The sequence below is a fragment of the Bradyrhizobium agreste genome (assembly GCF_016031625.1).
GTDB lineage: Bacteria > Pseudomonadota > Alphaproteobacteria > Rhizobiales > Xanthobacteraceae > Bradyrhizobium > Bradyrhizobium agreste.
Map to the genome: position 1 here is coordinate 154,056 of NZ_JACCHP010000001.1, position 24,088 is coordinate 178,143.

The following is a 24,088-nucleotide window of genomic DNA, read 5'->3' on the forward strand; positions in this document are numbered from 1 at the left end:
TGAAGATGTGCCTCATCACCTCAACGAGGCGGCGATCAGCGCCCTGATCCGCGTGGTCAACCGCTACGTCGGCAATCTCGTACCGATGCCCGGAGTCTTTCCGGACTACAAAGCGCCGATCGTCCGGACCGGCGCCGACGGTCGCGAGCTCGCAACCCGTGAGCCGCCTTCTATCGACCAATCATCGGGATATGCACGATGACCGGCCCACCCTCTGTCGGGGAACAGCGATCCATGGGACCATTCCGGCTGACTCGGGCTGCTTCCGAAATGATAATTCAATCCGACCTTTCCAACTTGATCACTGCTCGATAAATCGCTTGCGCTGGCGGGGATGATGGCGAGCGGCGGGGACTGCATGGTCGGGGGGCGTCGCCAGGTGAGGTCCAGCAAACCTCAAATAGTCGTATTCAAATTTGAGAGACCAAGCGGCCGTCAAGGCTTGCTCCACACCGAATTCGACAGTCCATCCGAAACGACCGTAGTTAAATTGCGTAGTGTGCTGCGGAAATCCAGAAGACCCCTCGTCGTGAAATTCGTCGTTGTTAGCGATGCTCCCGCGATTGTTCTGCCAGGCTGCGCCGGCCTTGACATAGGTGAGCGTGCGACCCTGGGCACCAAAAGTGTAACCGACCCGAGCGGTGCCTGTGACAAAGACGTTCGGACTTGCCTTGCAGGTGGCGATCACAACATTACCGGAGAAGGCAAGACAGCTGTTTGTGCCGTCGGACACAGCATGGCTTACATCCAACTCGGCGCCAAGAACCCATCCGTTGCTTTGCCAATTGTAGCCGATCTGACCGCCCGCCAGGAATATTGGGGTGTTGACGATGTCGCCATAGATTGACGGCCCGTAGGGATCAGTGAAGGACGTGCGGCCATAACCACCACCGCCGTGAAAGCCCACATATCCTCCAGTCCAGCTCCACAATGTCGACGAGACCCTCGCCGCCGGGGTCAGCTCCGCTGAGTTAGCCAGACTGCATGTTGCAAGCGAAACTACTGCCGCGCCGCAACCAAGAACTCCAGTTCGCATATCACCTCACAATAACATGCGCGCCATCAGCAACGTAGCCCGAACGGTCGTTGCTCTGGCGTCGCTCCCACGACGGTCGCAGTGAGCAGTTTCCGTGCCGCCCTGAACGCTGCGTATTCGATGTTTTTTTCCATGGCCACGTCGGATAGCCGACAAGACCCGTCACAGCTGCGACAAGTCGCGCGAGCGCCGAGGTGCGCAATCATCGCAGTGTCAAGGCGCGTATACCCGGTGGCTTATACAAGCCCGTCGGGAGTCCGGCGCTGAGATGGGTCCACTCCAAGGAGTGTGTGGTGAGGTCCGTCGATGCGATCGGCGCGTGAGGTGGTAGCAACGAGGCCGACGCCAGCGGCGCCGAGCTGGACTACTTGGCGATCACAACCTGGTTCGCACCTAACAAGCACGCCTCCGCGTTGACCGCTCTGAAATGTCCATCACCGGCGCGTGCAACACTCCATCGCGATCGCAGCGATAAAAACCGATACATAGCGACTCGCTCTTGCACATCATACTAATTTTGGAGCCATCCCCTCGCCGGCCATGTAGGCTTAAATGCCTGCTCCGATCGTCTCCTTATCAGATCAAAGAGCACTTCCCATTCCTGGCTGAATGTGCCGGTCCCCTTGTCTGAGCTCAGCGAACTGGCGGAACATCACAAACAGCGCGATCATTCCGGCGCCCAGCTCAGCGATGGCTTGACTGGCCAATACTCCGCTAAAGCCCGATATGGCAGGGAATAACAGTACAGCCGGAATGAAGAGATAATGCCTCGCAAAACACACAACCGCGCTGAGACGCGCTCTGCCGAGCGATTGAAGCATCGCCGTGACGACACTCTCAATACCATACAGCCCAAAAAACGGTGGAAGACAGTGCAGGCAGAAACGGCAATTTCCCTGACGTTATCGCTATCGCTGAACAGCCTGACCAAAGGTCGGGCAAAAATCACAACGGCCGCTGAATATGTCACCGAAAGAGCGATAGTCATAGAAAGCATGACTTTTGCAGCCCTCAATACACGAGAAAAATCGCGTGCGCCCCAGCCAAAACCCAGGATAGCTTGAGAACCCACACAGAAACCGCTGATAAGCAGTGCGCCAATCGTTAAGATTCGTAGGGCTATTCCCACGGCCGCGATGGACTCTTCGCCGAACGGCGCAGCTGCTCCGTACAAGAGCATAACGGCGATAGCAGATAAGATGCTGGTCACGGTCGCTGGCGTCCCCACGAACGCGATCTGTCTGATGCGATCTGCTCGCAACGAGATGTGAGACATCCTGACGACGACCATTCCTCGCTGCTTGGTAAAATACGCGATATAGAGGCTAATAGCTGCGGCCTGAGAAACAAGCGTTGCGATAGCGGCGCCTCGCACACCGAGGTCCAGCACGGATATGAGCACCGGATCAAGGCCAGCGTTCAGTACGAAGGCGGTCATCATCGTCCACATGCTGAATCGTGTGTTGCCCTCGGCTCGGACGATGAAGCCGTTGACGATATTCAGAAGCATGAGGGTGCATCCGAACAAAAGCGTCGTCGCGTAGTCGAGCGCCAGGGGCATGATGGTTGGAGTTGCCCCGAGCGCTAGGAAGATCTCTCGCATATTTAGAAACAAAGCGACTGTTACCGTGATGCCGACTGGCACGGCGAGCGCGAGAGCGGTACTGGCGCCTCGACTCGCCTCCAGGTACTCGCCAGCACCAAGATGACGAGATATGAACGACGCTGCTCCAACACCTATCCCCTGTCCCGCCGCCGCGAGCAGGACCACGATCGGCAAGGTCATGCTAACAGCTGCGATCGCCTGCGCGCCGAGTGCGCCAACAAAGATTGCGTTGACGACCTGCTGCAAAGCGTTGATCGACAAGCCAACAACAGATGGAATGGCGAGCCGCAGGATAAGTATGGAAAGACTGGGGCCTGATAAATCGATGTGGGGGTTGTTGTTCGGCATCACATCGTGATCGGCCTCGGCGGCGAATTCCGCATCGGGGTCATTCATGAATGAAGGTGTCCCGAGATCTTCCGAATTTCATTGATCGTCTGCAACAACTCGTCTTGCAAGACCGTGCAAAGATGGCGGGTCACCTCATAATCGGCCACGCTCGGATCATACGTGGCATCAATCTGTAGATTGCCCGATTGATATCCGACATCGAACCAGAAGACGTGGATCGCCGCCGCTTGATGCATGTGTTCACCGATCCAAAGTGGATAAGGGTCTGTGTCGAGAAAACGGCGTGGGAAATGGCGCTGCAAACGGGCGCGATAATTCACCCCAATTCTGGGCAGTGGCAGGCGATCAAGCCGACGCCGCACGGCTGGATCTCGGTTTAGGAATTTCATGGCCCGAAAGCCTATTCCCCCCCGCGGCAGCGCATTGCGCTGCCGGTATATTGAACGAGCACGGTCGGAACGCGACTCCCTTCCTGTGACATTCAATGAAAGCGGAACGATCTCGCTGATAAGTCCAATGATCTGAGATGAATCGAAATCGTCAAACAGCCGACCTCGTGTCGAGGTCAGGCTATCAATCCAGAGCGAATAGTTGCCGAACAGGGCGCCAAACGCACCTGACAGCGCAGCAAGAAACACATCAAAGTCCTGACAATGCGCTGATCTGGCTCCAATACTGAGGAGACCCGCTGTTGTTTCCCGGTTGATCTCAAGATGGTACTTGGCCTGATCTACGCAAAGCGAACGGCCGTTCGCATCCTCCCGACGACCTTCCACACTTGCATCGTGAAACTCTCTCGCGCTTCCTTCGGCAACACTCGTGCCGCGCGATGACGCGTCGCTGATACGCAAGTTGAATTGGGCGTAGTCGATGCCCTCCCAGTACTTGAGTTCGTCTGGTGCTTCGCTGCTCGCGTAGTGCTCGAGGCGCTTCAACCAGGGAGAGAGCCTTTGTACGGTCTCGGGACCGTTCACATCGTGGCCTGCAGCAAGAGCGTGGTATGCGCTCTCCAATGCTTCCAGAAATAGCCGATAGCCCATCCCATCCGCTACGAAATGATGCATCAACACCAGCAGATAGTAATCGCCGCTTTCCGAAGTACGGAAGGCCTCGACGTGAACAAGAGGCGTGTGGCCGTCAAACCGAAACATGTGTTGACGTTTTGCCGAGACGCTCTCGATTGTCCTGCGCTGGTCTGGGCCGGTCATCCGGACGAGATCGATCTCCTCCACGATGTGCTCGGCCGGACAAGGCCCAATCCCCAGTCGTAGTCCATCTTGGGTTCGGGCAACGCGGAGCCTGAGGCCTTCGTGCCTCTCGATGACATGGGCGAGAGCCCGGTCCAGGATTTTGATGTTCAGGATGCCGCCGCGCAAGAAGAACAGATCGCCAATGTTAAAATGCTCGTCAAAGCCGAGAAGAGAATTCCAAAACGATATTATGGGGGGCACAGGCAGGAAGCCGTCCGCGGACGCCACGTTATGGGGTGCCGCCTCCGTTTCCCCGGCTGCCAACTCCCTGATGGTCGGTGTTCGATAAAGCTGGTTGACGGTGAAATTCAGCTCGGCTTTGCGCGCCAGCGTGACGCAACGTACGCTCAGAAGAGAATCGCCGCCGATATCAAAGAAACTGCTGTCGATTCCCACCCCCTTGGCGCCTAATAGATCCTCCCAGATCCGAGCAAGAACTCGCTCGTTCCTGGTGCGGGGCTCAGCAGATGGACGAGTTTCTATCTCGCGGTAAGGAACGGAGGAAAGGCGAGCACGGTCTATCTTTCCGCTTGTCGTCAGGGGAACACTGTCAACGAACCTGAAGGCTGTGGGAACCATGGCAGATGGCAATCTGTTGCGCAGGTGGGCGAGAATCTCTCCAGTGCTTAGATTTTTCCGAGCGGGCACCACGCTCGCCGTCAAGCGGCGATCCTCATCGATGCCTTCTGCGAAGACCGCGGCCTTTGCGATTGCCGGATGAGACTCAAGGGCAAATTCGACCTCCTCCGGCTCGATGCGAAAGCCCCTCACCTTGATCTGGTTGTCCGATCGGCCGCAAATCTCGAGAAGGCCGCTGGTTGAGATGCGTGCGATGTCCCCACTTCGATAAAGCACGTCGTATTGTCCGCCATCATACGGATTCGGCACGAAACAGCGGTCAGTCCGATTTTGATCCCGCCAGTACCCAGCGCTGAGACAGCGGCCCGCGATGCACAGTTCGCCGGGGGCTCCAACAGGCACTCTCTTCAATCGTGAATCGAGCACATAGACTTTGACGTTGTCGATCGGCCGCCCCACCGGCACAAGCGCCGAGTTGTCATCGGCATCCGACGTTTCGTGCACGGCTGCATTGGACGCACATTCCGTCGCACCATAGAAGTTCCACAACGGCACGCCCGGAAAAGACCCGCGCCAGCGAGCGGGCAGCGAGGAAGGCATCGGTTCGGCGCTGCTTGTGACCAATCTCAAGGCTGTCCTTTGCGGTCGTCGTTCCTGGGACCCGATGAGACCGGACAGGAGTGGCGGAGAGGCAAAAAAGCGTGTCACACGATGTTTTGCCAAACTGCACAATAATAGATCCGGATCTAGCACCTGCCCATGAGTGAGGATCAGCGTGGGCACACCTCTCAGAAGCCCACCAAAATACTCCCAAGCGGACGCAACAAGGGAAGCGGACTTCTGGACAACCATCACGTCGGTACTATCGAAAGGAAAGCGTCGCCACATCCAGTTCAGCCGATTGAGGATGGCCGATTCCGGAATAAGAACCCCCTTCGCCCGCCCTGTTGAGGACGACGTGTATATAAGGTTCGCAATTTGGTGATCTGAGGGTGAGTCGCTGGATTCGAAATTATCCCTCAGCGCCCTGCACCTGTCTAACGTCAATAGACAAATCGAAGGTATGTCAAAGCCAGTGTCCGTGGTATTTGCGTGAACCAACACCTTTGCCTGACTATCTCGCAGGATATGTTGGATCCGATCAGGCGGATAATCCGGCGGTATCGGCACGACAATAGAGTGCAAAGCTCGCGCCGCCAGCATAACAGCGGCAACGTCAGGCGACCGGTCGACCAGCATGGCGACCATATCGCCAGCGCCCACGTCCAAATCCCGCAGGAAGGACCTGATAGCTGCTACGCGCTCACGCAGCTGGCCGAATGTGACTTCCCCGAACTCGCCAAAATATGCTACCTTGCTGTGATTGGAGACACTGATCTGCTCGAAGGCTTCAACAAGCTGACATTCAGACTCATATGGCTGCCTGGACCCCTCCAGCGAGTTCAGTAGAGTGACGTCTGACGCGCTAAGGCAGCTCAGCTCCTCAATGGGCGCAAGCGGTTTGTCAACGCAGGCGGCAATCAGACAGCGCAGATTTTTCGCCGTGCGAACAACTAGATCACTCGAAAATATTTCTTCCGCATACGCCAGCTGGAGCGCAATTTCATCGCGCTGATCTTGCGCGTACAGTGTTAAGTCGAATTTGACATAGCCTGTGTCGTATTCGCGGAATGTCAGAGCCAACTCGTCTTGACCAAGTGGCTCGGCGGCCTCGGAGTACATGTTGAACATGACCTGGAAGATCGGTGATCGACCAGGTTCGCGACATAACCTTGTATCCCTGACCATCCATCCGAATGGATAGGCCGAATTTGCGATGGCATCGCTGACCAGGCCCTGGATGCGCGTGGTATGAGCAGCAAAGGACTGACCGGCATCGATCGCGGCACGGATCGGCAGCATATTCAGGAAAAAGCCAATGATGTCGGCGCTGCCAGGTTGATCACGTACAGCGTGTGGCATGCCGACGATAATATCATCCTGACCGCTATACATTCGTAGCAGCAGCTGGAAGCACGCCAGCAATGTTGTCGACGTGGTGCAGCCATTTCGGCGCGCGAATTCTCTTACGCGACTGGAGAGATCGCTGCCAAGCAGCACTGGATGCGAGCCGCCGCGGTATGAATTTGTTTGCGGGCGCGCCTTTCCGAGCGAAAGCACCGGCGGATCATCACCGATCTGACGACGCCAATAGTGACGTTGGTTCTCCAAGGCCTCTGGAGAAACGTGTTGTTTTTCCCATGCCGCGTATGCCGAGAGTGACGCCCGGTTCTCTGGCCAAGGCGCGGCGGCATCTAAATACCTTCTCTGAAGATCTCTGAGCAGAATAGAGATCGACCAGGCATCGAGGATGATTTCGTGAGCGGCGATCAATATGAGATGATTGTCAGGACCAAGACGGACCATACGCGCGCGAAACAAGTGGCCCTGTCCGAGATCGAAATTGTCTTTCAGCTCCGTTCGCCGAAACTGTGCGATGAGCTCCTCAGCCTCGGAGGAGGTGAGATGAGATAGATCGATCAATTCAAGACTGGTGCATGGCGGAGCATCAAAGCATTGAACCGGACCGTCTTCGTCGATAAAGCGCGCCGAAAGCGCCTGGTGGGAATGAATGACCTCGGTCCAGGCGCGATTGAACCGAGCTAAATTGATGGCTCCCTTAATCCGCAGCCCGCCTTGAATGATGTAGTTCCTGGCAGATGGATCAAGCTGCGCCAAAAACCACAGGTGCTCCTGGAGGTGCGTCAGAGGTGATCGGCTTCGCTTTTGGCATGTCAAAGCCGTGCATGGATTGAGCTCAGCGCGAGCCTCTATCGAAGCGGCAAGAGATCGAATTGTGCCATTCAGGACCAGTCTGAAATCCGCTTTCACTCCGAGCAAGGTCTGCAGCTGTCCCAATATAAGCATTGCGCGGAGCGAGTCTCCGCCGAGGCTTATGAATTGGTCATTCACACCTATGTTCTCTATACGCAAAATGCCGGACCAGATTTGACGTAGCCGGACTTCGAGGTCTGATTGCGGCTCCTCGAATGGCGTTGACAATAACGGCCGAACACTGTCCGGGTCAGGCAATGCTGCAAAGTCGACCTTTCCGTTCCTGGTCAGTGGAATACCGCTGACGTGGATGATTCTTTCCGGAAGCATGTAGCTGGGGAGTGCCTCAGCAAGAAAATTCTGCAGGTCGCTTTCCGCCAGTTCAGCTGGAGCCGACACATACGCAACCAGCCGCCGCGATTCGACTTGCGCCTCCGACCCAGCTATATCTCGCGCCGTAAGCTTTACACCTGCGCAGACAGAGGCGACTGCGACGGCGCCATGAACCAAGGGATGAGCGGACAAACGAGCTTCGATTTCTCCCAGCTCGATTCTGTGCCCGCGAATTTTGACCTGACGATCCCGTCGACCGAGACATTCCAGAAGTCCGTCGGAACGAACGCGGCCAAGATCACCTGTCCGGTATAGGCGCCGGAACGACGAGTCGTTTGAGAACGGGTTCGGCCCAAAGGCATCCTTGGTGCGGACATCGTCATTGGCGTAACCGACAGCGACACCAACGCCACTCACACAGATTTCGCCGAGTTCTCCTACATTACAGAGCCGTGGTCCGTCCGCGACATAAACCTCAACGTTTTGAATTGGTCTGCCGATCGGTACATAAAGCTCAGCCAGCGCAGGCGGCACGGAAACCAGATGATGCGTCACGCCGTCGGCGCACTCGGTCGGCCCGTAGTGATTGAGAATGGGGACGCGGGGATATAAGCCAAACCAGGCACGCGCCAATCCGGGTGTTAGCGGTTCTCCGACCGTAGAAATAATCCGCAAACCATCCAGAGCTCGCTCCGCCGGAGCAAGCGACTGCAGATACTCAACAAATACTGCCAGCATCGACGGAACGAATTGGATAACCGAAGCACCGCCTCCTTGAATTGCTTGGAGGAGGGACAATGGCGATCGCAATGTTTCATCATCAATGATCGCGCCAGAGGCTCCGACGCAAAGCCCAGCCAGAAGCTGCCACAGCGAGATATCAAAGCAATGCGACGCCGTTTGCGCGACGCAATCCGTCTGAGTGAGACTTAGAGCATCGATCTTTGCCGCCAAATGATTGTTTAGGGCGCCGCGCTCAATCATTGCGCCCTTAGGCTGGCCCGTCGAACCAGACGTAAACAGAATGTAGGCGAGTCCATCCTCGCTTTGCGAGGGCACCACAGACGAAGTCTGGCCCTGGCGCAGCGCCGCCGCTATCGCTACGAATTGCGTGGCGCCTTTGCTGCTCGCCTGCAATAGGCTCAGCGACGCCTTATCTCGGCCAATCACCAGAGCGCAGCGGCTCTGCTCGATCATGAATGATGTACGGGAAGCCGGTAACGATGGATCGAGCGGTAGGTACGTCGATCCAGCTTTCAATATTGCGACGACCGCCGTCGCCCAGTCGAGGTCCCGCTGCCCCCAATAGCCGACAACCGCCCCTTGGGCGCCCTGCTCTCGTAAGGTCCTTGCAAGGGCATCCGATCTTAATCGTAGCGCCTCATATGTGAGTTCGTCTGCGCCGTGCCTCAGCGCAACCCTCTCCGGATCCGATCGTGCAAGTCGATCGATCGCCGTGATCACGTTGACCGGTTGACGTTCCACAGACTGATTTTTGCCTGATTGATTTTCCGTAGGCACGCGCCCCGCCATTCGTCGCTTCTGCGGTGTTCAAATCCAAGCGCCAACGCTCCTGATCGAGGTGTGCATTGCGTAGCCACCCTGATTCCGCCGGTCATAACGGTTCGTCCGTATCTTGGCTTCTCGTTCTTTCATTCACTTCTGTTTCCTCGATCATCGGCAGAGGAACGCGGGCGGACCGTAGGACCCCGGGTTCGATTTGGCACCTACCGACTCTTGTAGCGTGGTCGAAGCCGAGCTCGCTCACGCCACGAGATCGGCCCCGCTCTCGACGCCTTCCGCTACGGCGTGCGCGCCGTAGCCCTGCGCCAGTTCGACGGCGTGACGGCACATCGTGCGTGTCAGCCGATCATTGCCTCAGCCGGGACGAATTGCCGGTCAGCTTTCAGCTTGATGAAGGGAATCCTGTCCGGTCCCATCCTCCGGCCAATTGGCGCCAAGATTGTCGATCGACAGGCCGATATTGTGGAAAGTCATCTCGCGAGCGATCTCGGCGAGAAAATCGAGGTCGTGAATCGGCTCATCGCTACTCCGATTCGCACCGTCGTCAGAGATACTGCCGAGTTGGCATTTATCCTGCTCGCATTCGCCGCCGCGATCGCCGTTGGTACCGAAAAGTACCTACCTGCAGTGTTTGGAACGCATTCGCAGTATCCCGACACTTGGCCGATCAATGGGCTTGTCCAGGTGTCTGAGATCGGCCAGCTATCGCTGGAGTTGTGACGCGGAATTCCGAAAGAGCAACGCGCATGTCTCCATCGGAAGCCTTCACGGCATGTTTCGCAGGTTTGAGCATGCGTCGAAGCGTGGTGACTTCCTCAAGCCGAAAAAACGAGCGGAGGCCGACTGGCGGGCCTTTGCGGAATCACTAGGAGCGGAGTTCTTCGAGGAGGTCCGGCAATCTCAGAAGGCTCCCACTCTCATGCATGAGCCACCACGACGCTTGATGGCCGACCTGACCTAGAGCCCGATGTCCCGGATCCGATTGAGAATGTCGTGGATTTGTTCGAGCGTGGCGTTTGCCAAATTCGCAACAACCTCTTCCATGGTGAGAAATACATCGGGTAACCGGACACGCAGAGCCGAGACGAAGCTCCCGTGTCCGAATGTCTTTGGATACTTCGACTTGCCTCCGAAAAGGTGCCGAAACTGAAGCTTTAGGCGCCGCTCAAGCCGTTGTCAGAGGTGCCTCGTGCTTTCCGCCCCGCCCATTCAGTTTAGACTGCAAAGCCTCGGCTACCGTAGTCTGCGGCGAAAGAGCAAAGACGGGCTTGCTGACGCCGCTCCCGATAACGTCGTCCGCCAAGCGCCATCATTGAAGTAGATCTTAGTCCTCGACATCACTCATCGACAAGCCGCCGGGATGCATAGGTATATTCTAAAGCGATCCGCGTGCCTGTTCAATGAGGTTGGCGGCGGCGCTATGCCCCCCGTCGGTATTCTCATAGTAGAGGTACGGTTGGCCCAACGCAGCGAGCCTCGCCGCTGCGTTGCGGCCATGCGCTGGACGCACGCGATCGTCCTTGGTGGACGTGAGAATGAAGGGGCCGGGTAGGTCTTGCCTGGCACCAACCTCTGACAGGGCGAGTAGCCCTCGAGCCACTTGCGCTGTTCGGGAATGGTGGGATCGCCATACTCGCCGATCCAGGAGGCTCCCGCGCCCAGCTTCGTGAACCGAACCATGTCCAACAGCGGAACCTGTAAGATGGCGGCATTGAAGAGCTCGGGTTGTTGGGTGATTGCGGTCCCTACCAGGAGGCCTCCTTGGCTACCGCCGACTACGCCCATCCGGCGGGGAGAAGTGATTTTGCGCCGGATCAAGTCTTCCGCGACGGCGATAAAATCATCCCATGTGCGCTGCTTCGTTGCTCCTTGGGCAGTCTGGTGCCATTGGGGCCCGAACTCACCCCCGCCGCGCAGGTTCGCGACAACATACGCGTTGCCCTGCTCGAGCCAGAGTCGTCCGGTGAGGCCTACGTAAGAGGGGATGGGCGGAATCTGAAACCCACCATACTCGATGTGATTTGCGGTCTGTTGGCTCGGAGAGACTTGAGGCCATTGGCGTTGAGCAAAGCCTTTGTCCGCCAGCCAAACGCGTAACCTGCGGCAGGTTCGGCGGCCGAGCCCGTATGGAAGGCGCTCGACGCCACGATTCCTAAATTCCGCAGCGGGATCTCTCCTGAGCAACCGTGACCGCGGCGAGCCCCAACACCACGTCGCCGGTAAATCCGAAATGGAGACGATAGAGCCACCAGATTGCGCAGCACCGGTCGAGATCGCACATGGCCAGCGCGCGCCTTATTGCTACGACCATCCGCGCCATCGGCTTCATTCCTCGTATCATTTGGAAACCTCGACGTCTCGGGGCCCGCGTTCTCCATTTCGTGTTTTGATCGGTGATGGTTCGCTGTGCGCGTGCAGCCGCAATGGACCGGCAACTAAGATTTATGTTCGTCATGCGCTCTTTTCCGCGTTTCCAAGCTGGCGGCACACGCCTATGTGCATGCGATCTACCGCGAGCCTACGGTGGAGGTGCTGCTTGCAAAACGCCCAGATCTGGTAGGGCCGATTGACAGGACTCCCATCCGATAATTACGTTCGTGCTACGCAAAGCGACTACGCCACTTGCGACGGTCGGTTGCGGCTACGCGACCTTTGCTGGCACCTCAAGAATACCTCCGCGTCCGAAGACTATGTGGGCTCGCACCGGCAAAGACTACGCGGCTTCGAGTGCCCTCCACGTTCATCGGTTTCGCTGCCCAATTTGCGCGAAACCCAGCCGACACGGAGCGCTGGTTTGGTGGCCAAGTCCCGTCTGAGCGCGCAGGCAAGTCTCCGCCTCGCTGAACAGCACCTCGGGCAGTTCGCCCGCCGCAGCACACCATCGTGCAGCACTTGTTGGATCGATAAGACGCAAAGCAGCCGAGACGATCATCCCGCGCACGGCTAAAGGTGCGAAGCTGGTCGCGTGCAATGGGCATTCCACGACGTCCTCCAGTCCTCCGATCCTGCATGCTATGGTGCAACCTCGGACTGGCCGACAGCCGGAGCTACATCGCTCAAGCGAAAGTAACATCCTCAGGTGAGGCATAAGGGGGGTAATATTGCAGCCCGCATGACGGGTCCGGCACGACCCAGACGAAATGGCCAGGATGACGGTGCATCTCGTGGGCCGCCAGCGGGCCCCGATGATCCGTACCCACTGGCGGCGCGAGCAATCCGCCGCTAAGCGGCGAGTTGTCTATCCAGGTAAGGACAACCGAAGTGACCGCAAGGCTCCAGTCCGGCGCGATCGCTTCACCATCTAGTTGCGCCTCATACCCGCGTAAGCTTCACGAACCCTCCTTCGGCTAATTTGGCTTCGTAGGCTCGTCCGTTAAGCTGGATCGTTGTGGGGTTATTAGCGGTCGGCATGATACCTTCTTCGCGCAGCTTGTCCATTAGGGCAGGTGTGGCCCATTGCTCTGGTAGCGGCGTTCCGAAGCGCCGGTTCTCCGTGAAGAAAGCTCCGAAGTCCGGTACCCCCGCCCGGCCTGCCCCAACCACTTGGTCCTCCGCAGGGTTATGAACAAGAAGAACGCGATTGGACTCATCCAAACCGGCCGTATAGCGGCGACCCCGGATTTCATAGGTCATCGTCGGCTGGTCCGAGTCCGGCAAGAGACCTCGGTGGAACAGCCTCTCGACCATCACGTCAGGGGCGATTTGCGAACCGTGTGAAAATCTCTGGGGAACGGCGAACGAGACATCTACCGCTTCCTCAGGTGCGGCAGATGATGATGGTCCCGCTTCATTCATGATCTGACTGAACAAATCATGATCTTCCTGTGTCCAGATGTGCGCCGTTGGCGATTCTGGTGAACGGACATTATCAATCGTGTTCGGATCCATAAAGATCCCCTTTCTATTATGAGAACAAAGGCCTCTTGGACGATCTCCCCCAGGGAGTGAGCTGAAGTTCGTCACGAATTCAGACATGGGCGGCTTCATCATCGAGAGGCCAAGTTCGAGTGTTAAAGAGGCTAGCTTTCGAGAAGCTGACAAAGGGCGAACAAGGGAGACAAACCGGCGACCTCATCTGCCACATCTGATGCGATCATCTCCGAGCAAAGTCTCATTCCGCCTGACCGCGCAGTCGATGCGCAGGTCTCCGTCGTGCATCGCATTCACCTGGCGGTAAAGCTGGTTAGGAGGTCCAGGAGATGCGGACCGCGGCCAGACCCAGTCTCGCACCGAACATGTGTATTTTGATCTCTGCCCGCGACCAGTCGTTCTTGCTTACACTTTGAGCCTATGCTCGGGCCGCTAACCATAGCCGCGCCAGCGCGAAAACAGACGAGAGCGCGAGCTACGTGAGAGTCCGGCAAGCGCGGAGTGAACTGTTCACTTATTTAGATGAAGAACGAAATCGCTCAGACGCAAAGCAGCCGAGCCGATCATCCCGCGTACGGCTAAAGGTGCGGCCGTGCCGGCGATCCCGGGACTGCGGCTGCCACTGCGTGTAACGGGCATTCGCGACGTCCCCAGTGCCTCCGGTCCCGCGCCATGATGCAACCTCCGACTGACAACCGGAGCTACATCGGTCAAGCGGAATGTTAAATCCTCAGGCGAGGCAATACGAACGGCCAACTTTGTCCCGGCCGCTATTGACGGTCACGTGATGCAGATGGCGCTCGTGTCAGGGCGCGCTTAGAGGAAGCGGACATTTCAGCGACGACTTCGACTCTGATCGCTTGTCAGGTTCGAGACCAATGTCGGCAAGTTGACGATACGCACGGTCAGACAAAGCGCAAAAGCAGCAATTTCAGTTTGGTATGCGGATTGCTTTGTTAAGGCGTCATTACCGATCGCTTCCAAGGCGACGGATAGGTAGCAACATTTAGCAGAGGCCCGGCTATGGCGCAAGCTGAGGTAGAACGGTTTGTCAAGAATCTAGCGAAAGAGGGTAGTCTGCTCGAAACCCTTAAGCAGAGTGCTACAGGCCTGGCACCGATTGTAGCGGTCGGAAAGAGCCACGGCTACGATTTCACGCTTGACGAGGTTAGGAGCTGCATGCGAGCGCCAGGCCGACACGCGTTGATGCAGCTCGACGCGATTGTCGGCGGCAAGCAGGATTTGAGTGGTGCGGGCTCGAGCAGGATTGTGCATACCACTGCGTTGGCTAGTTCCACGTCTAAGGCACCCACGAGCGCCGTGCAAGCCGCGGAAGCGGGCCGTGACCTAGTTGCTATCGTTTTACTTATTGTAGTTGTTGTCGCGGTCGCGGCCTGACATGTTTTTAGCTCTGATCCCAATGGCTCGTCCTCAAGGAGACCATCCGGTCCCAAGAGAACTGAAAGCACGCCTCGTCAGGGGTGAGATCATCGCTTTCAGGCCTATAGATGCGGCTTCAGGGCGCACCCGTACCGTATGACGCACACTGCCACCGAACACTGCCGACAGATTTTTGACCGGCGCACCCCCGAGCAACTGCGCACGCTGTCACACGTCAAGCGATTCATGGAGCGGCTGGCTGGTGACTTGGAGTTCCGCAGGGCACTTTCGGAGAACGTTGATTCTCCTCGAGCGGTAACAGAGCGCTACGGCATCGAAGTTGACCCAATGAAAATGCTGCCGCTCTGGCGCGGCGGCTACCTGAAATACCGCTTTAAGCCGGAGTCTACGCGCTGGCCCCTGGCAATGATGTGGGACGAGTTTATCTGCGAGATGTTGCGCCATCGCGACCTCCTGCGCGAAGAGGGCGAAATGACGACGATCAACCCTCGCTTTCATGCTTGGCGTGAGCGCCAAATCCGGCGTTGCAACGACGAATTGGGCGGAACGGCGGCCTCGGTCACGTACCCCATCATCGCTTTCGAGCTGAGCGACGGATGCACCGTCGGTTGCTGGTTCTGCGGCCTCTCGGCCGACCGCTTCAAAGGCTACTACGAATATAGCGAAGAGCATGCAACGCTTTGGCGCGGCGTAGTCGGTATCGCGAGCGAGATGTTTGGTTCGGCAGCCCGTACTGGTTTTTGCTACTGGGCCACAGAGCCTATGGACAACCCACACTACGACCGCTTTCTATTCGACTACTATCAGATCACGGGCGCATTGCCACAAACTACGACGGCGGCCCCGCTCAGGGATCGCGCACTCACCACGCGCGTGCTCGAACTGTTCAAGCGCTATCGCACCGTGACGAATCGTTTTTCCGTGCTGAGCACAACACATCTCGACCAGATTCACATGGCGTTTTCGCCTGAGGAGCTGATCGGCGTCGAACTCGTCCTGCAGGGCAAGGAGGCCCTGACTGGAAAGGCTTTTGCTGGACGCGCGCGCGAGCGGAGCGAGAAACTTAGGGCCGCCAACAAAGATGATGCAATCGCCTTGCTGCAGGGCGATCACACGACCATCGCCTGCGTTTCCGGCTTTCTCGTAAATATGCTGCAGGGACGTTTACAATTGGTGACGCCGGTGCCGGGTAGCAAACGCTGGCCTCTCGGCTACCGCGTCTTGAGTGAGCACTTCTTCAGGACGCCTGACGAGTTCCGCGAGGGGCTCCAGCGCATGATCGACCAGCATATGCTCGAGAGTCCAGCTCCCAAATTGCCGATCCGCTTCCGCAGGGACCTGCAATACAAGGCCGGGAACCGATGCTTTCATCTCCGCTCACGCAACATGGAACACCGGGTGCTCGACGACATCGCTCCGACTTCCGTTGGCCATCTAATCGCCTACGGCAACTGCACAGCGTCGGAGCTGGTTAGGCAGGTCACGACCGACGGAGCGAGCGTGCTCGCAGTAGCTGACCTGCTCGATCAGTTATACGCGGCCGGGGTGATTGAAGAGGACTTAGACGACAGCTTCGCCTGGCACACCAACGGACCTGTTACTGCGCTTTCATCCGGCAGCGGTTAGAGTCTCGGATTTTGTACGCCATTGGATCCGCCGGAAGAATTTCATTGTCGGGTTGCCCAGGCGAACGGTACGTGATGCCCCTGCAGTTCCACCGCGCTGTCGAAAACATGGAAATTTGGAGTGCATGCAGCGGCGGCTACTCGTTCGTTATAAGCTTGCAGAGCCCGACCGGCCCTGGCTTTCGCGGAAGGTTCGGCTACGTCGCTTCGTGGCGTCCGCTTGATCAGAGCCGTGGCTCGATCAGGGTGCTCGGCTCGCCGCTGCAGAGCTTCGCTGAGGCCAAGGACGCCTGCGACAGTATGCTCAATTACCTGAGAGACTGAACTGATTTCCTGGTCGCTGGAAATGGGAGCACCTTAAACTGCTGCAGTCGCGCTGGGTACTACCCAGGATGTTCACCGGGTCGGGACGTACTTTGTAGCGATTGAGATTATCGCGGCCAATTTGAGCGGGCGCTAGACGTTCTATCCGTCGGACCGGCTTGCTTCCAAATCGACCTCAGATGGATGATCTTGAAGATCATCTGCCGTCCCTCACGCCCGTCGGAGCAAACATGTTCGTCGAAGGCTCGACAGATTTGTTCGCGTTTCCCAATCCGGTAGCTAGGATCCACAAGACGCCCCTAGCGACGACCGGGCACCTACCGGATCTATCCACGAAATGATCACTACGATCCGTACACGGTTGCGAGCCAGGCCAGCTTGATGAAGGGCGGGACAGCTCGTAACATCATAGTCCCAATGACTTCACTGATTTTGCCGTCCTGCCACGCCTGTTTGCGGCGGCCGCAGTAGTTGTGCTGCCAGATCGTCGCCGAAGCGACCGGCCGGGGAGCGGGCTTTGGGGTTTGGCGGGCGGCGACCAGAGCCGCGCTCTGGAGCTCTCCAGTTGGCATGGTCCTCTTTCGTCAACGATTCAGCCTGCGCGTTATTTTTTCGACTATTTGTGCGGACCGGGTAGGAGTAACTTACGAGAGTGGCTAGACGGTCATTGATACCGGCTACTGCTTAACCCGGCGCGCCCCTGCTCCAACCCGAATACGGAGTACAGACAAATGCAAAACGGTAAGACGGCACAATTTGAGTAAGAGGTACTTAACTCGCTTCAGTCCATGGAAGTCGAGCTGGCGTTCCGGGGCGGCCGGTAGACCCCAGAGCGTGCGATGCCAAGCAACATGCATTGCCAGCGGATCGACAGCGCCATGTCGGCGCGATCGACATTCCTCGACGGTCCGGCGTGCTCATCTTCCGGACCTCCGCGCTAAAAACTCGCGCTCGACTGCCAGTTGTCCAACCTTGGCGTGCAGCTTCTCGAACTCGCGTTCGCGAGGCTCCTCACTCTCCCGCCCGACACCCGCGTCAAAGGCCCGCGCCGCCTGTTCCAGCAGTTGCTTCTTCCAGGCATAGATCTGGTTCGGGTGAACCTCATAACGCTGGGCCAAATCGGCCACCGTCGCCTGCTCCCGCACGGCTTCCAGTGCGATCTTTGCCTTCAGTGCCGCGTCGATCTTGCGTCTCGTCCTTGTCGTCATCATGCGCTCGGTCTATCAAACGGAGCAGCCCCTTCCAACTAAGCACGTGGTCCCTAAATCGGGGTCCATTTCAGACGTCGCCGTTGTTGAGGATCTTTACGATCTCGCATCGCTCGTCGCTAAAGCGGAAATCTGCCTCATCGGAAGATAAGCGTGCCGCGGAAAGCATCGAGCGTGTGAAAGATCAGCGAGACTGTCGAAGCGCCGCTTGCGAAGAACGGCTTGTAGCAGAGCGAACCAATCGTGAGGAGTGAGCGCGTCTTCCCCGTCCCCAAATCGCGCCGAAGGCGGAGCTATGGCAGGGTTGAATGCGTCGTAGAGCCAGGTTAGCAGCACGTAATGACCCGCGACCTGCTCGAACGCCGGGCTGAGATCGGCGAAGCGATGAATGAAGTCTATAACGTCAGAGACGAGCTCCTTCACGGCTCCTCGGCTTAGCTGTGCTTTCGTGGCAGGCGGAAAGATCGTTCATGTGCCGACAATCGCAGCTCGTATCGAGCTTGACGAGACCAGAAGTCGTGCCGCGAGTATACATGCGCTAGTCTTGGCGAAAGCACCTTCTGCAGCTAGCGTTAGCGTGTATGAACGGGATAATAATTCATACTGGCTGGGATTACTTCATCGGCATCCTGGGCGCACTAATCGCAATGGCCTGGTATTCAAACGTCAGTTCACGGCCCTCGAAACATCAATGGACTGGGTCAAGAACATGTTGCTTGAGTTGAGAAAGTCGATTGATGACGCAAAGGCGCGCGGCGAGACAAGAGATGAGGTCGAGGGGAGCAAGCCGCTTAAACAGCAGACGCTTTGGTAAAGCGAGCTGACAGAACAAGCGAACCGATGTGGCAAATGAGAATCGTTGTGTTATGTCGGCCACGCAATTCGCCGCAGGACATGACTTGTAGGGTAGCGTGCAAAACAATGGTCGACACCTAGTTGGGGCCGCGTTCTAGGGCGCGACCGACTCTCTTTGCCCGCGGAGGGCTCATGCTTATGAGTGTTCGGCTGTATGGTCGTGAAGCGCTGTTTTCGGCTTCGGTTTCGGTTTTGGTTCGGCGAACCTCTCTTGCTGACGCTGTCGCGCCCATTTCCAAACATCGTCGCTAAACACCGCTGCAACTAGGCACGCAAAATATACCGCATAAGGATTTGGGGTCGCGTCTCGAGTGAAGACTGCTAGGCCACCGACAACTACGAGGTATACCAAAATCGCCGCTGCCATTCCGCGTACGAAAATGATGATTGTAGCTCGATCCTTCGCCTGCGATGGTCGAATAAATGAGGCAGAAAGAGCGCCAAAGAGGCCAAAACCAAGAAGGCCTGTCATTAAGGCGATGTCGCGCGATTCAGTTCTTAAAAGCCAGTCAGAGATCTGGCCAATTGGGCCGAGTGTTTCGTCTGTTGCTTTCCTCTTCGGCACGTCCGAGTTTGATAACGCGGTGTTGAAGTCGCAGGCGCTCGTCATGCCGACTCCCATTAAAGGATTTGGCCATGGTGGAAAATCCCCATTTCCTTGCGGAGCGCTTGCTGCGATCTTGATCTTATCAGTGAAGTCGGTGAATAGAGATAGCTCCGTGCTAATGGCATCTCGGCACTTCTTCGCTGATAGACCCCAATCAGAGACCCATTTTTGGAAGAAGCGAATAAGATCGTCCACATGAGCTTATGCTTGACGGACTCCAAAGTGATCGTGGTTCTCAATTTCGAATTGTTGCGTCAGAAAGTCCACTTCTTCTTTGGTTCTAGGTCCAAACGCCTTTGACTGCTCTCCGAGCACCGCGGCATAGAACTGGAGCTGATCTGCTAGCCGTCTGACGTACTCACCTAAGCCAGAATTCTGCCGAACTAATTGCAGCAGCGGGTCCAGATTGCCAAATTCCATCGAAATCGTGGTCGAGAATTGCCTTAAGGTCTCGGGGGGCCTCTGCTTACAATTTTGGATAGACCTTGATCGAGACGTGCTCTCGGTCCAGAAAGGTCTGAGAGCTTTGGATCAAAGATCTGCGCGGCCAGGATCGAGACCAGCATCAGGTAAGTGGCGAAGACCAACGCTAGTACTAGGACAAAGCCGTCCTTCGCTTGTTTGAGGCTAATGAAGCTAAACGCGTCTTTAGTTGTTTGTGAATCACCAAGATGCGTTGTTCTAGACATGGCTGCCTCTCACAACCCTATGGCTTTGTTGCCAAGCGTCAATTAACGCAGATCACTTTCCATTGTGCATAACCACACTTATTGCCAGAACGATCTTGCAGTTTGATCAAGCGATACTTCGGTGGTTCACGTGAGTTTTGAATCTTGCAGGCCTGCTCTGCCCAGCCGTTAATTGTACCACAGTACGTAAAGGCGTCGTGATCTGGACAATTCCGCTCAAACTCTCCTTCGCAAACTGAAAAAATGGTCGGTTGCGACGAGATTGGTGGCGCCTGAGCCTGGGCCGGCAGAACAACCGCTGAAGCGACGATGCAAGATGAAAGGGTAAGCTCTCTGAACATTGCACCTGGCTCCTTCTTGGAGGTCACGGCGTTGGAACCATACTTCATACGATCTGGACGAACGACATCTTAGTCAGCTAGTGACAATAATCGCGATCTCGTGCCGTTGTGGGATAGCTTGCCATGGATCCCCCCTTATCACCTCGATGCGGGCTTGCCCGAACTGAACCGCGCGAAACAATATGTTAGTTGGCGGTCCGGCCGGGCTCAGCACGCGGCCATCACCTGAGAGTACGCCCGTAGAGAAGACTCCCAGCAGTTCGACAATCGTCCCGCCTTCTAAAAGGCGTCCGCCGGTTGCTCCGAACACAAGGAGATCTCCCACACGCACGTGCAGCAACGGCGGGAGGTCCTGACACGCCTGGATTTCGACGAGGCGGGCCAAAGCCTTACGGTACCAGTTCCTCGTCCACCTCCACATCTTCGGATGGCGACCATTCATCGGCGAGGCCCATCGGGGCCTGGATCGATGGTGCACTCTCGGACGGGACCTTCGGGTAGACCTGCCCAGCAAACGCGTAGTCGGTGGAGTTGATGTCCAAGCCTCCCCGGATCGGGCGGCCGTCTTTCGTAATTGATCCGGGAAGCTGATAGCACATTATCGAATCCTGGTCCGGTGGAGTGCCCATGATCGAATCCTGGCTGAGCGGTGTCAGCACCTGTTGGTCCACCATCTCGCGCGTCCAACCCTGTGTGCGCAGAAAGAAGTCGTACGCCTTCTGCGGGTCTATGAGGGCAACCAACTCCTCGCGCATGTGCTCGTGCGGGAAGCCAAGAGTGTGTCCGGCCTCATGACGAACCACGCGGTGAAATTCGCCGTCCTCAGTGTTCATCGTAAAACCCTGGAGATTCAACGTCGGACGATTGCTAGGAATGTGCAGGATGTCGGTGCCGAGATACGACCAATATCCAGCTTGATTTCGAGAAATGCGTACCTTTCCTACACCACGGGTCTCCACGAAGGAGATTCCGGCGGTCTGACTCCAGGCATTCATGTGCTGAACAATTCGACGACGGAGATCACTTGGCCCGCCATCCAAAAAACTGACTGTGAGCTTCCGTTGTTGCGGACCCCAATACTTGCTTACAAGAACTGAAATCGCTGCCGGCGAGAGCACGAGGTCGCGAGCCACCGCGCCGATAGGGCCGAAGTTAACGCGGTTGAGGGGGTTCATAGATGTTGCAGTTTTTGCCGCCTTCTCGACGAGACGGCCGGGCAGTTGCTTAATCGAACAATGCGTGTTTTTGCCACCCGCGTGATTATCGGTGCGCCGCGCCGTTTCGGTATGTGTCCTGTCGTTCTCGTCGATATATCGGCCGGTATCCGCGGCTGCTTGAGCCACCTCGGCGATTCTCATCAGTGCCTGGCGGAGTTTCTGTTCGCTATCGCTCATATCATTCTCCTCCTGTTGCTGGTTGCTGGGCATCGACTGTTTCACCAAAGAGATGGCATATGCGCGATCGCGATAGATGTCGGCGGACGCCGAGTCTCGCCCACCCCTTAGAATTGCCATTACCGTGAATATGATCTGCTTGCGCCTGGATTCGCCGTTGATCCGTCACGGACTTGCGGATCGCGTAACGAACTCCACCATCTGGGCCTAGGATGACGGTTGAGCCTCCGAAGACTTGGCTGAACGTTCCCGAGCTCTGCTTGCACCAACGGCGCTGGGTGATCTCGGCGACAGTATCGAACGTGACCTGCCTGTCCGGGCCAATACGGCGAAGGGATCGAATAGAACCAACAACTGCAGGGTCGACGTGATCGCCCATCAATCGCACGTCGCCCGGCAAGGCACAGCCGAACGCGCGTGCGTATCCCGGCCGCATGACGTAAGAACCGAGCGCTTCGGCCTGACGGCGCAGTTCAGTCTCGTCGGCTGCTCGTCCCGGGTCGCCCGCGAAGCGTAATCTCTTGAAGTGCAGGTCCTTGATTGGCTCCATTTCCCTGTCAGGCGGTCGCCAAAGCAGCGAGACCTCTGCAAGATCCGGCACGTCATCGGCGTAGATGCGGCGGCGGGCGAAGGAATCGATGATAGCCTCGCGATAGCCAAAGGGATCGTCCTGAACGAGGTCGAAGTCCGCGGTGATCAACGCTCGCAGATATTCACCAAAGCGAAGGTCGAATGGGGGGCAGTAGTCGATAGCGCGTATACATATTGAAAGGAACTGTGATGCCAATGCGCTTGCCTGATCCGCGAGGATCCCGGCGAGCTCGGAGCTCGGAGCTTCACCGGGAGCGAGATGTGCCAGGCGAAGGTACCGTTTGGTCTTTCGCTGTAGTACCGCTGCGAATGCTTCGAAAATCGCCGTTACCAGGAGTGAGCCGCGCTCGTGCGGCTCGTCTCCGGCCTGGTCATATCGTCGGATGCCTCGCCCTGCGTCTTGTCCGAGCCCCGCTGGATCGATCGCCGATCGCAATGGTCCGCCGGAACCCGTGGTATGTCCGAATTGCGATGCAAGCGAGAGAAGGAGCGCATCGGTCTCGAGCTTGACACCTGATCGCTCAATCGCGGCACGTACGACATCTGAATACGAGAAGTGCATGAGCATTGCCACGAGATCGGCAAAGCCCTCATGGAAGGCCGGCACATCCGGGTGGGTCGCTAGTCGAAAGCGGGGCCGGAGACCGTCCAACAATGCATGGGTCATCTCGTGCACGATGATGTCGTGTGAGAGACTGGTAAAGACGCGACCACCGGGGCGATTTCGTCCCTGGACAGTATCGTCGGCATCGAAATAGCCGAACTTAAGTTCCCCTGCCGACGAATCGTAGTAGGCATTGCGGTCGCTGAACGCCTGCGGCCGAATCCTGAGCTTTGCATAACTTTGGCCAAGCCTGGAATGGAAGCCCCAGCACGGATCGCGTCCGAGCGCACGTCGGAAGACATCGTAGGTAGACGCGCAGACCGCGTATACCATTTGCTGCCGGAACATAGGGTCGGACGTCGAGGGGGGGCGCCCATTCTCTATCAGGATGCGAGGATCATCTAAATTTACCGGCTTGTTTAGCTGCCCGGTCGTCTCGTCCCAATCGACCACCTCCAGGACGCTACCGACCGGTCCTGAGCACAATCGCTCAAATGGGACATTTAAGACCGCCACAGCACCATCTTGCCGACTTGCAGCTGGATCGAGTGTGTAGATTCTCAGCGGCCGACGGACCGGGTCCTGATGCGTCCGTTGATACGGCTGCATAGAGGCAGTGGCTAAGAAAACCGGATCCACCACAAAGTAGTTGGCCGACGAAGCCAAATCATGCCGTACCTTGCCGATCCTTGGCCAAGGTAGACTCGATGCCACTTCAGGGTTCACGCATTTCTGCAGGGTCGAATGCGCCTGAGTATCCATAAAACGACTCCCCAGCACAATCAGCTAGTAGAGCGCGATTTCTTACCGCGTGCATCCCACTCAGGACGTCACCCAACTACTTTTTGTAAGAATGGCGACCCAAGTCCGACATCGCACGTCAAAACGAGCACGCAGATATTACAACGTCATTAGTCGTCGATGTGTGAGCTGGTTCACTCTCCAAGCTTGGTAAGCCAACGGACGTATTCAGCAGTCTCACTTGGTTCACTTCTCACCAAAATGCGCGTCCGCCAATGCGCCTGCGAACGTATTGCTAAAGGTAAGGTATGCTCCCGCAGTCGAGGCTCTCCCAATCGATGGCCT

The 24,088-nt window shown here is 57.0% G+C and carries 13 protein-coding genes and 2 pseudogenes; 4 read left to right on the plus strand and 11 right to left on the minus strand.

Translation table 11 applies throughout. From position 1 onward, the window contains the following. Positions 1-7: 7 nt before the first annotated feature. A pseudogene (locus tag HZZ13_RS00575) lies at positions 8-157 on the plus strand (SOS response-associated peptidase); the annotation flags it as partial. A gap of 144 nt (positions 158-301) precedes the next feature. Here the strand turns inward: HZZ13_RS00575 and HZZ13_RS00580 are convergent. From HZZ13_RS00580 to HZZ13_RS00610, 6 genes and pseudogenes are all read right to left on the minus strand, one after another. Continuing rightward, the gene (locus tag HZZ13_RS00580) at positions 302-1,036 is read right to left on the minus strand and encodes an outer membrane protein (RefSeq protein ID WP_246504223.1); all 735 of its coding nucleotides are present in this window, start codon (positions 1,034-1,036) and stop codon (positions 302-304) included. 667 nt (positions 1,037-1,703) lie between these two features. Further along, a complete protein-coding gene (locus HZZ13_RS00585; protein WP_246504224.1) occupies positions 1,704-3,038 on the minus strand; it encodes an MATE family efflux transporter in 1,335 nt (444 codons plus the stop codon). Further along, on the minus strand, positions 3,035-9,502 hold the full coding sequence (locus HZZ13_RS00590; RefSeq protein WP_210349166.1) for a non-ribosomal peptide synthetase: 6,468 nt from the start codon (positions 9,500-9,502) through the stop codon (positions 3,035-3,037). Before HZZ13_RS00590 ends, HZZ13_RS00585 begins: the two co-directional genes overlap by 4 nt. Positions 9,503-9,716: 214 nt before the next feature. Beyond that, a pseudogene (locus tag HZZ13_RS36530) lies at positions 9,717-10,018 on the minus strand (EAL domain-containing protein); the annotation flags it as partial. 816 nt (positions 10,019-10,834) lie between these two features. After that, positions 10,835-11,677 (minus strand): prolyl oligopeptidase family serine peptidase, encoded by an 843-nt coding sequence (locus tag HZZ13_RS00600; RefSeq protein ID WP_246504225.1) that lies wholly within the window; start codon positions 11,675-11,677, stop codon positions 10,835-10,837. Positions 11,678-12,805: 1,128 nt separating this feature from the next. Continuing rightward, positions 12,806-13,381 carry a hypothetical protein gene (locus HZZ13_RS00610; protein ID WP_197957759.1) on the minus strand — a complete coding sequence of 192 codons (576 nt, stop codon included), beginning with the start codon at positions 13,379-13,381 and terminating at the stop codon, positions 12,806-12,808. A 1,005-nt stretch (positions 13,382-14,386) separates the two neighbouring features. On the opposite strand from HZZ13_RS00610, the gene HZZ13_RS00615 reads away from it, so the two are divergent. After that, positions 14,387-14,761, plus strand: coding sequence for a Nif11-like leader peptide family natural product precursor (locus HZZ13_RS00615; protein WP_197957760.1), 375 nt, complete (start codon positions 14,387-14,389; stop codon positions 14,759-14,761). Positions 14,762-14,899: 138 nt separating this feature from the next. After that, positions 14,900-16,390: a radical SAM family RiPP maturation amino acid epimerase gene (locus HZZ13_RS00620; RefSeq protein ID WP_197957761.1), complete on the plus strand. Its 1,491-nt coding sequence runs from the start codon at positions 14,900-14,902 to the stop codon at positions 16,388-16,390. Between the two features lie 1,240 nt (positions 16,391-17,630). Here the strand turns inward: HZZ13_RS00620 and HZZ13_RS00625 are convergent. Beyond that, positions 17,631-17,924: a transposase gene (locus HZZ13_RS00625; protein WP_197957762.1), complete on the minus strand. Its 294-nt coding sequence runs from the start codon at positions 17,922-17,924 to the stop codon at positions 17,631-17,633. A 688-nt stretch (positions 17,925-18,612) separates the two neighbouring features. Here HZZ13_RS00625 and HZZ13_RS37125 point away from each other — a divergent pair. Next, complete coding sequence (locus HZZ13_RS37125; protein ID WP_283817097.1) at positions 18,613-18,735, plus strand: hypothetical protein; 123 nt, start codon at positions 18,613-18,615, stop codon at positions 18,733-18,735. A gap of 177 nt (positions 18,736-18,912) precedes the next feature. Here HZZ13_RS37125 and HZZ13_RS00630 read toward each other — a convergent pair whose 3' ends face one another. The 4 genes from HZZ13_RS00630 to HZZ13_RS00645 form a co-directional block, all read right to left on the minus strand. Continuing rightward, positions 18,913-19,578: a hypothetical protein gene (locus HZZ13_RS00630; RefSeq protein ID WP_197957763.1), complete on the minus strand. Its 666-nt coding sequence runs from the start codon at positions 19,576-19,578 to the stop codon at positions 18,913-18,915. 532 nt (positions 19,579-20,110) lie between these two features. After that, positions 20,111-20,413, minus strand: coding sequence for a hypothetical protein (locus HZZ13_RS00635; protein WP_197957764.1), 303 nt, complete (start codon positions 20,411-20,413; stop codon positions 20,111-20,113). A 389-nt stretch (positions 20,414-20,802) separates the two neighbouring features. Further along, on the minus strand, positions 20,803-21,807 hold the full coding sequence (locus tag HZZ13_RS00640; protein WP_197957765.1) for a M12 family metallopeptidase: 1,005 nt from the start codon (positions 21,805-21,807) through the stop codon (positions 20,803-20,805). Between the two features lies 1 nt (position 21,808). Then, positions 21,809-23,764, minus strand: coding sequence for a gluzincin family metallopeptidase (locus tag HZZ13_RS00645; protein WP_197957766.1), 1,956 nt, complete (start codon positions 23,762-23,764; stop codon positions 21,809-21,811). Between the last annotated feature and the right edge of the window lie 324 nt (positions 23,765-24,088).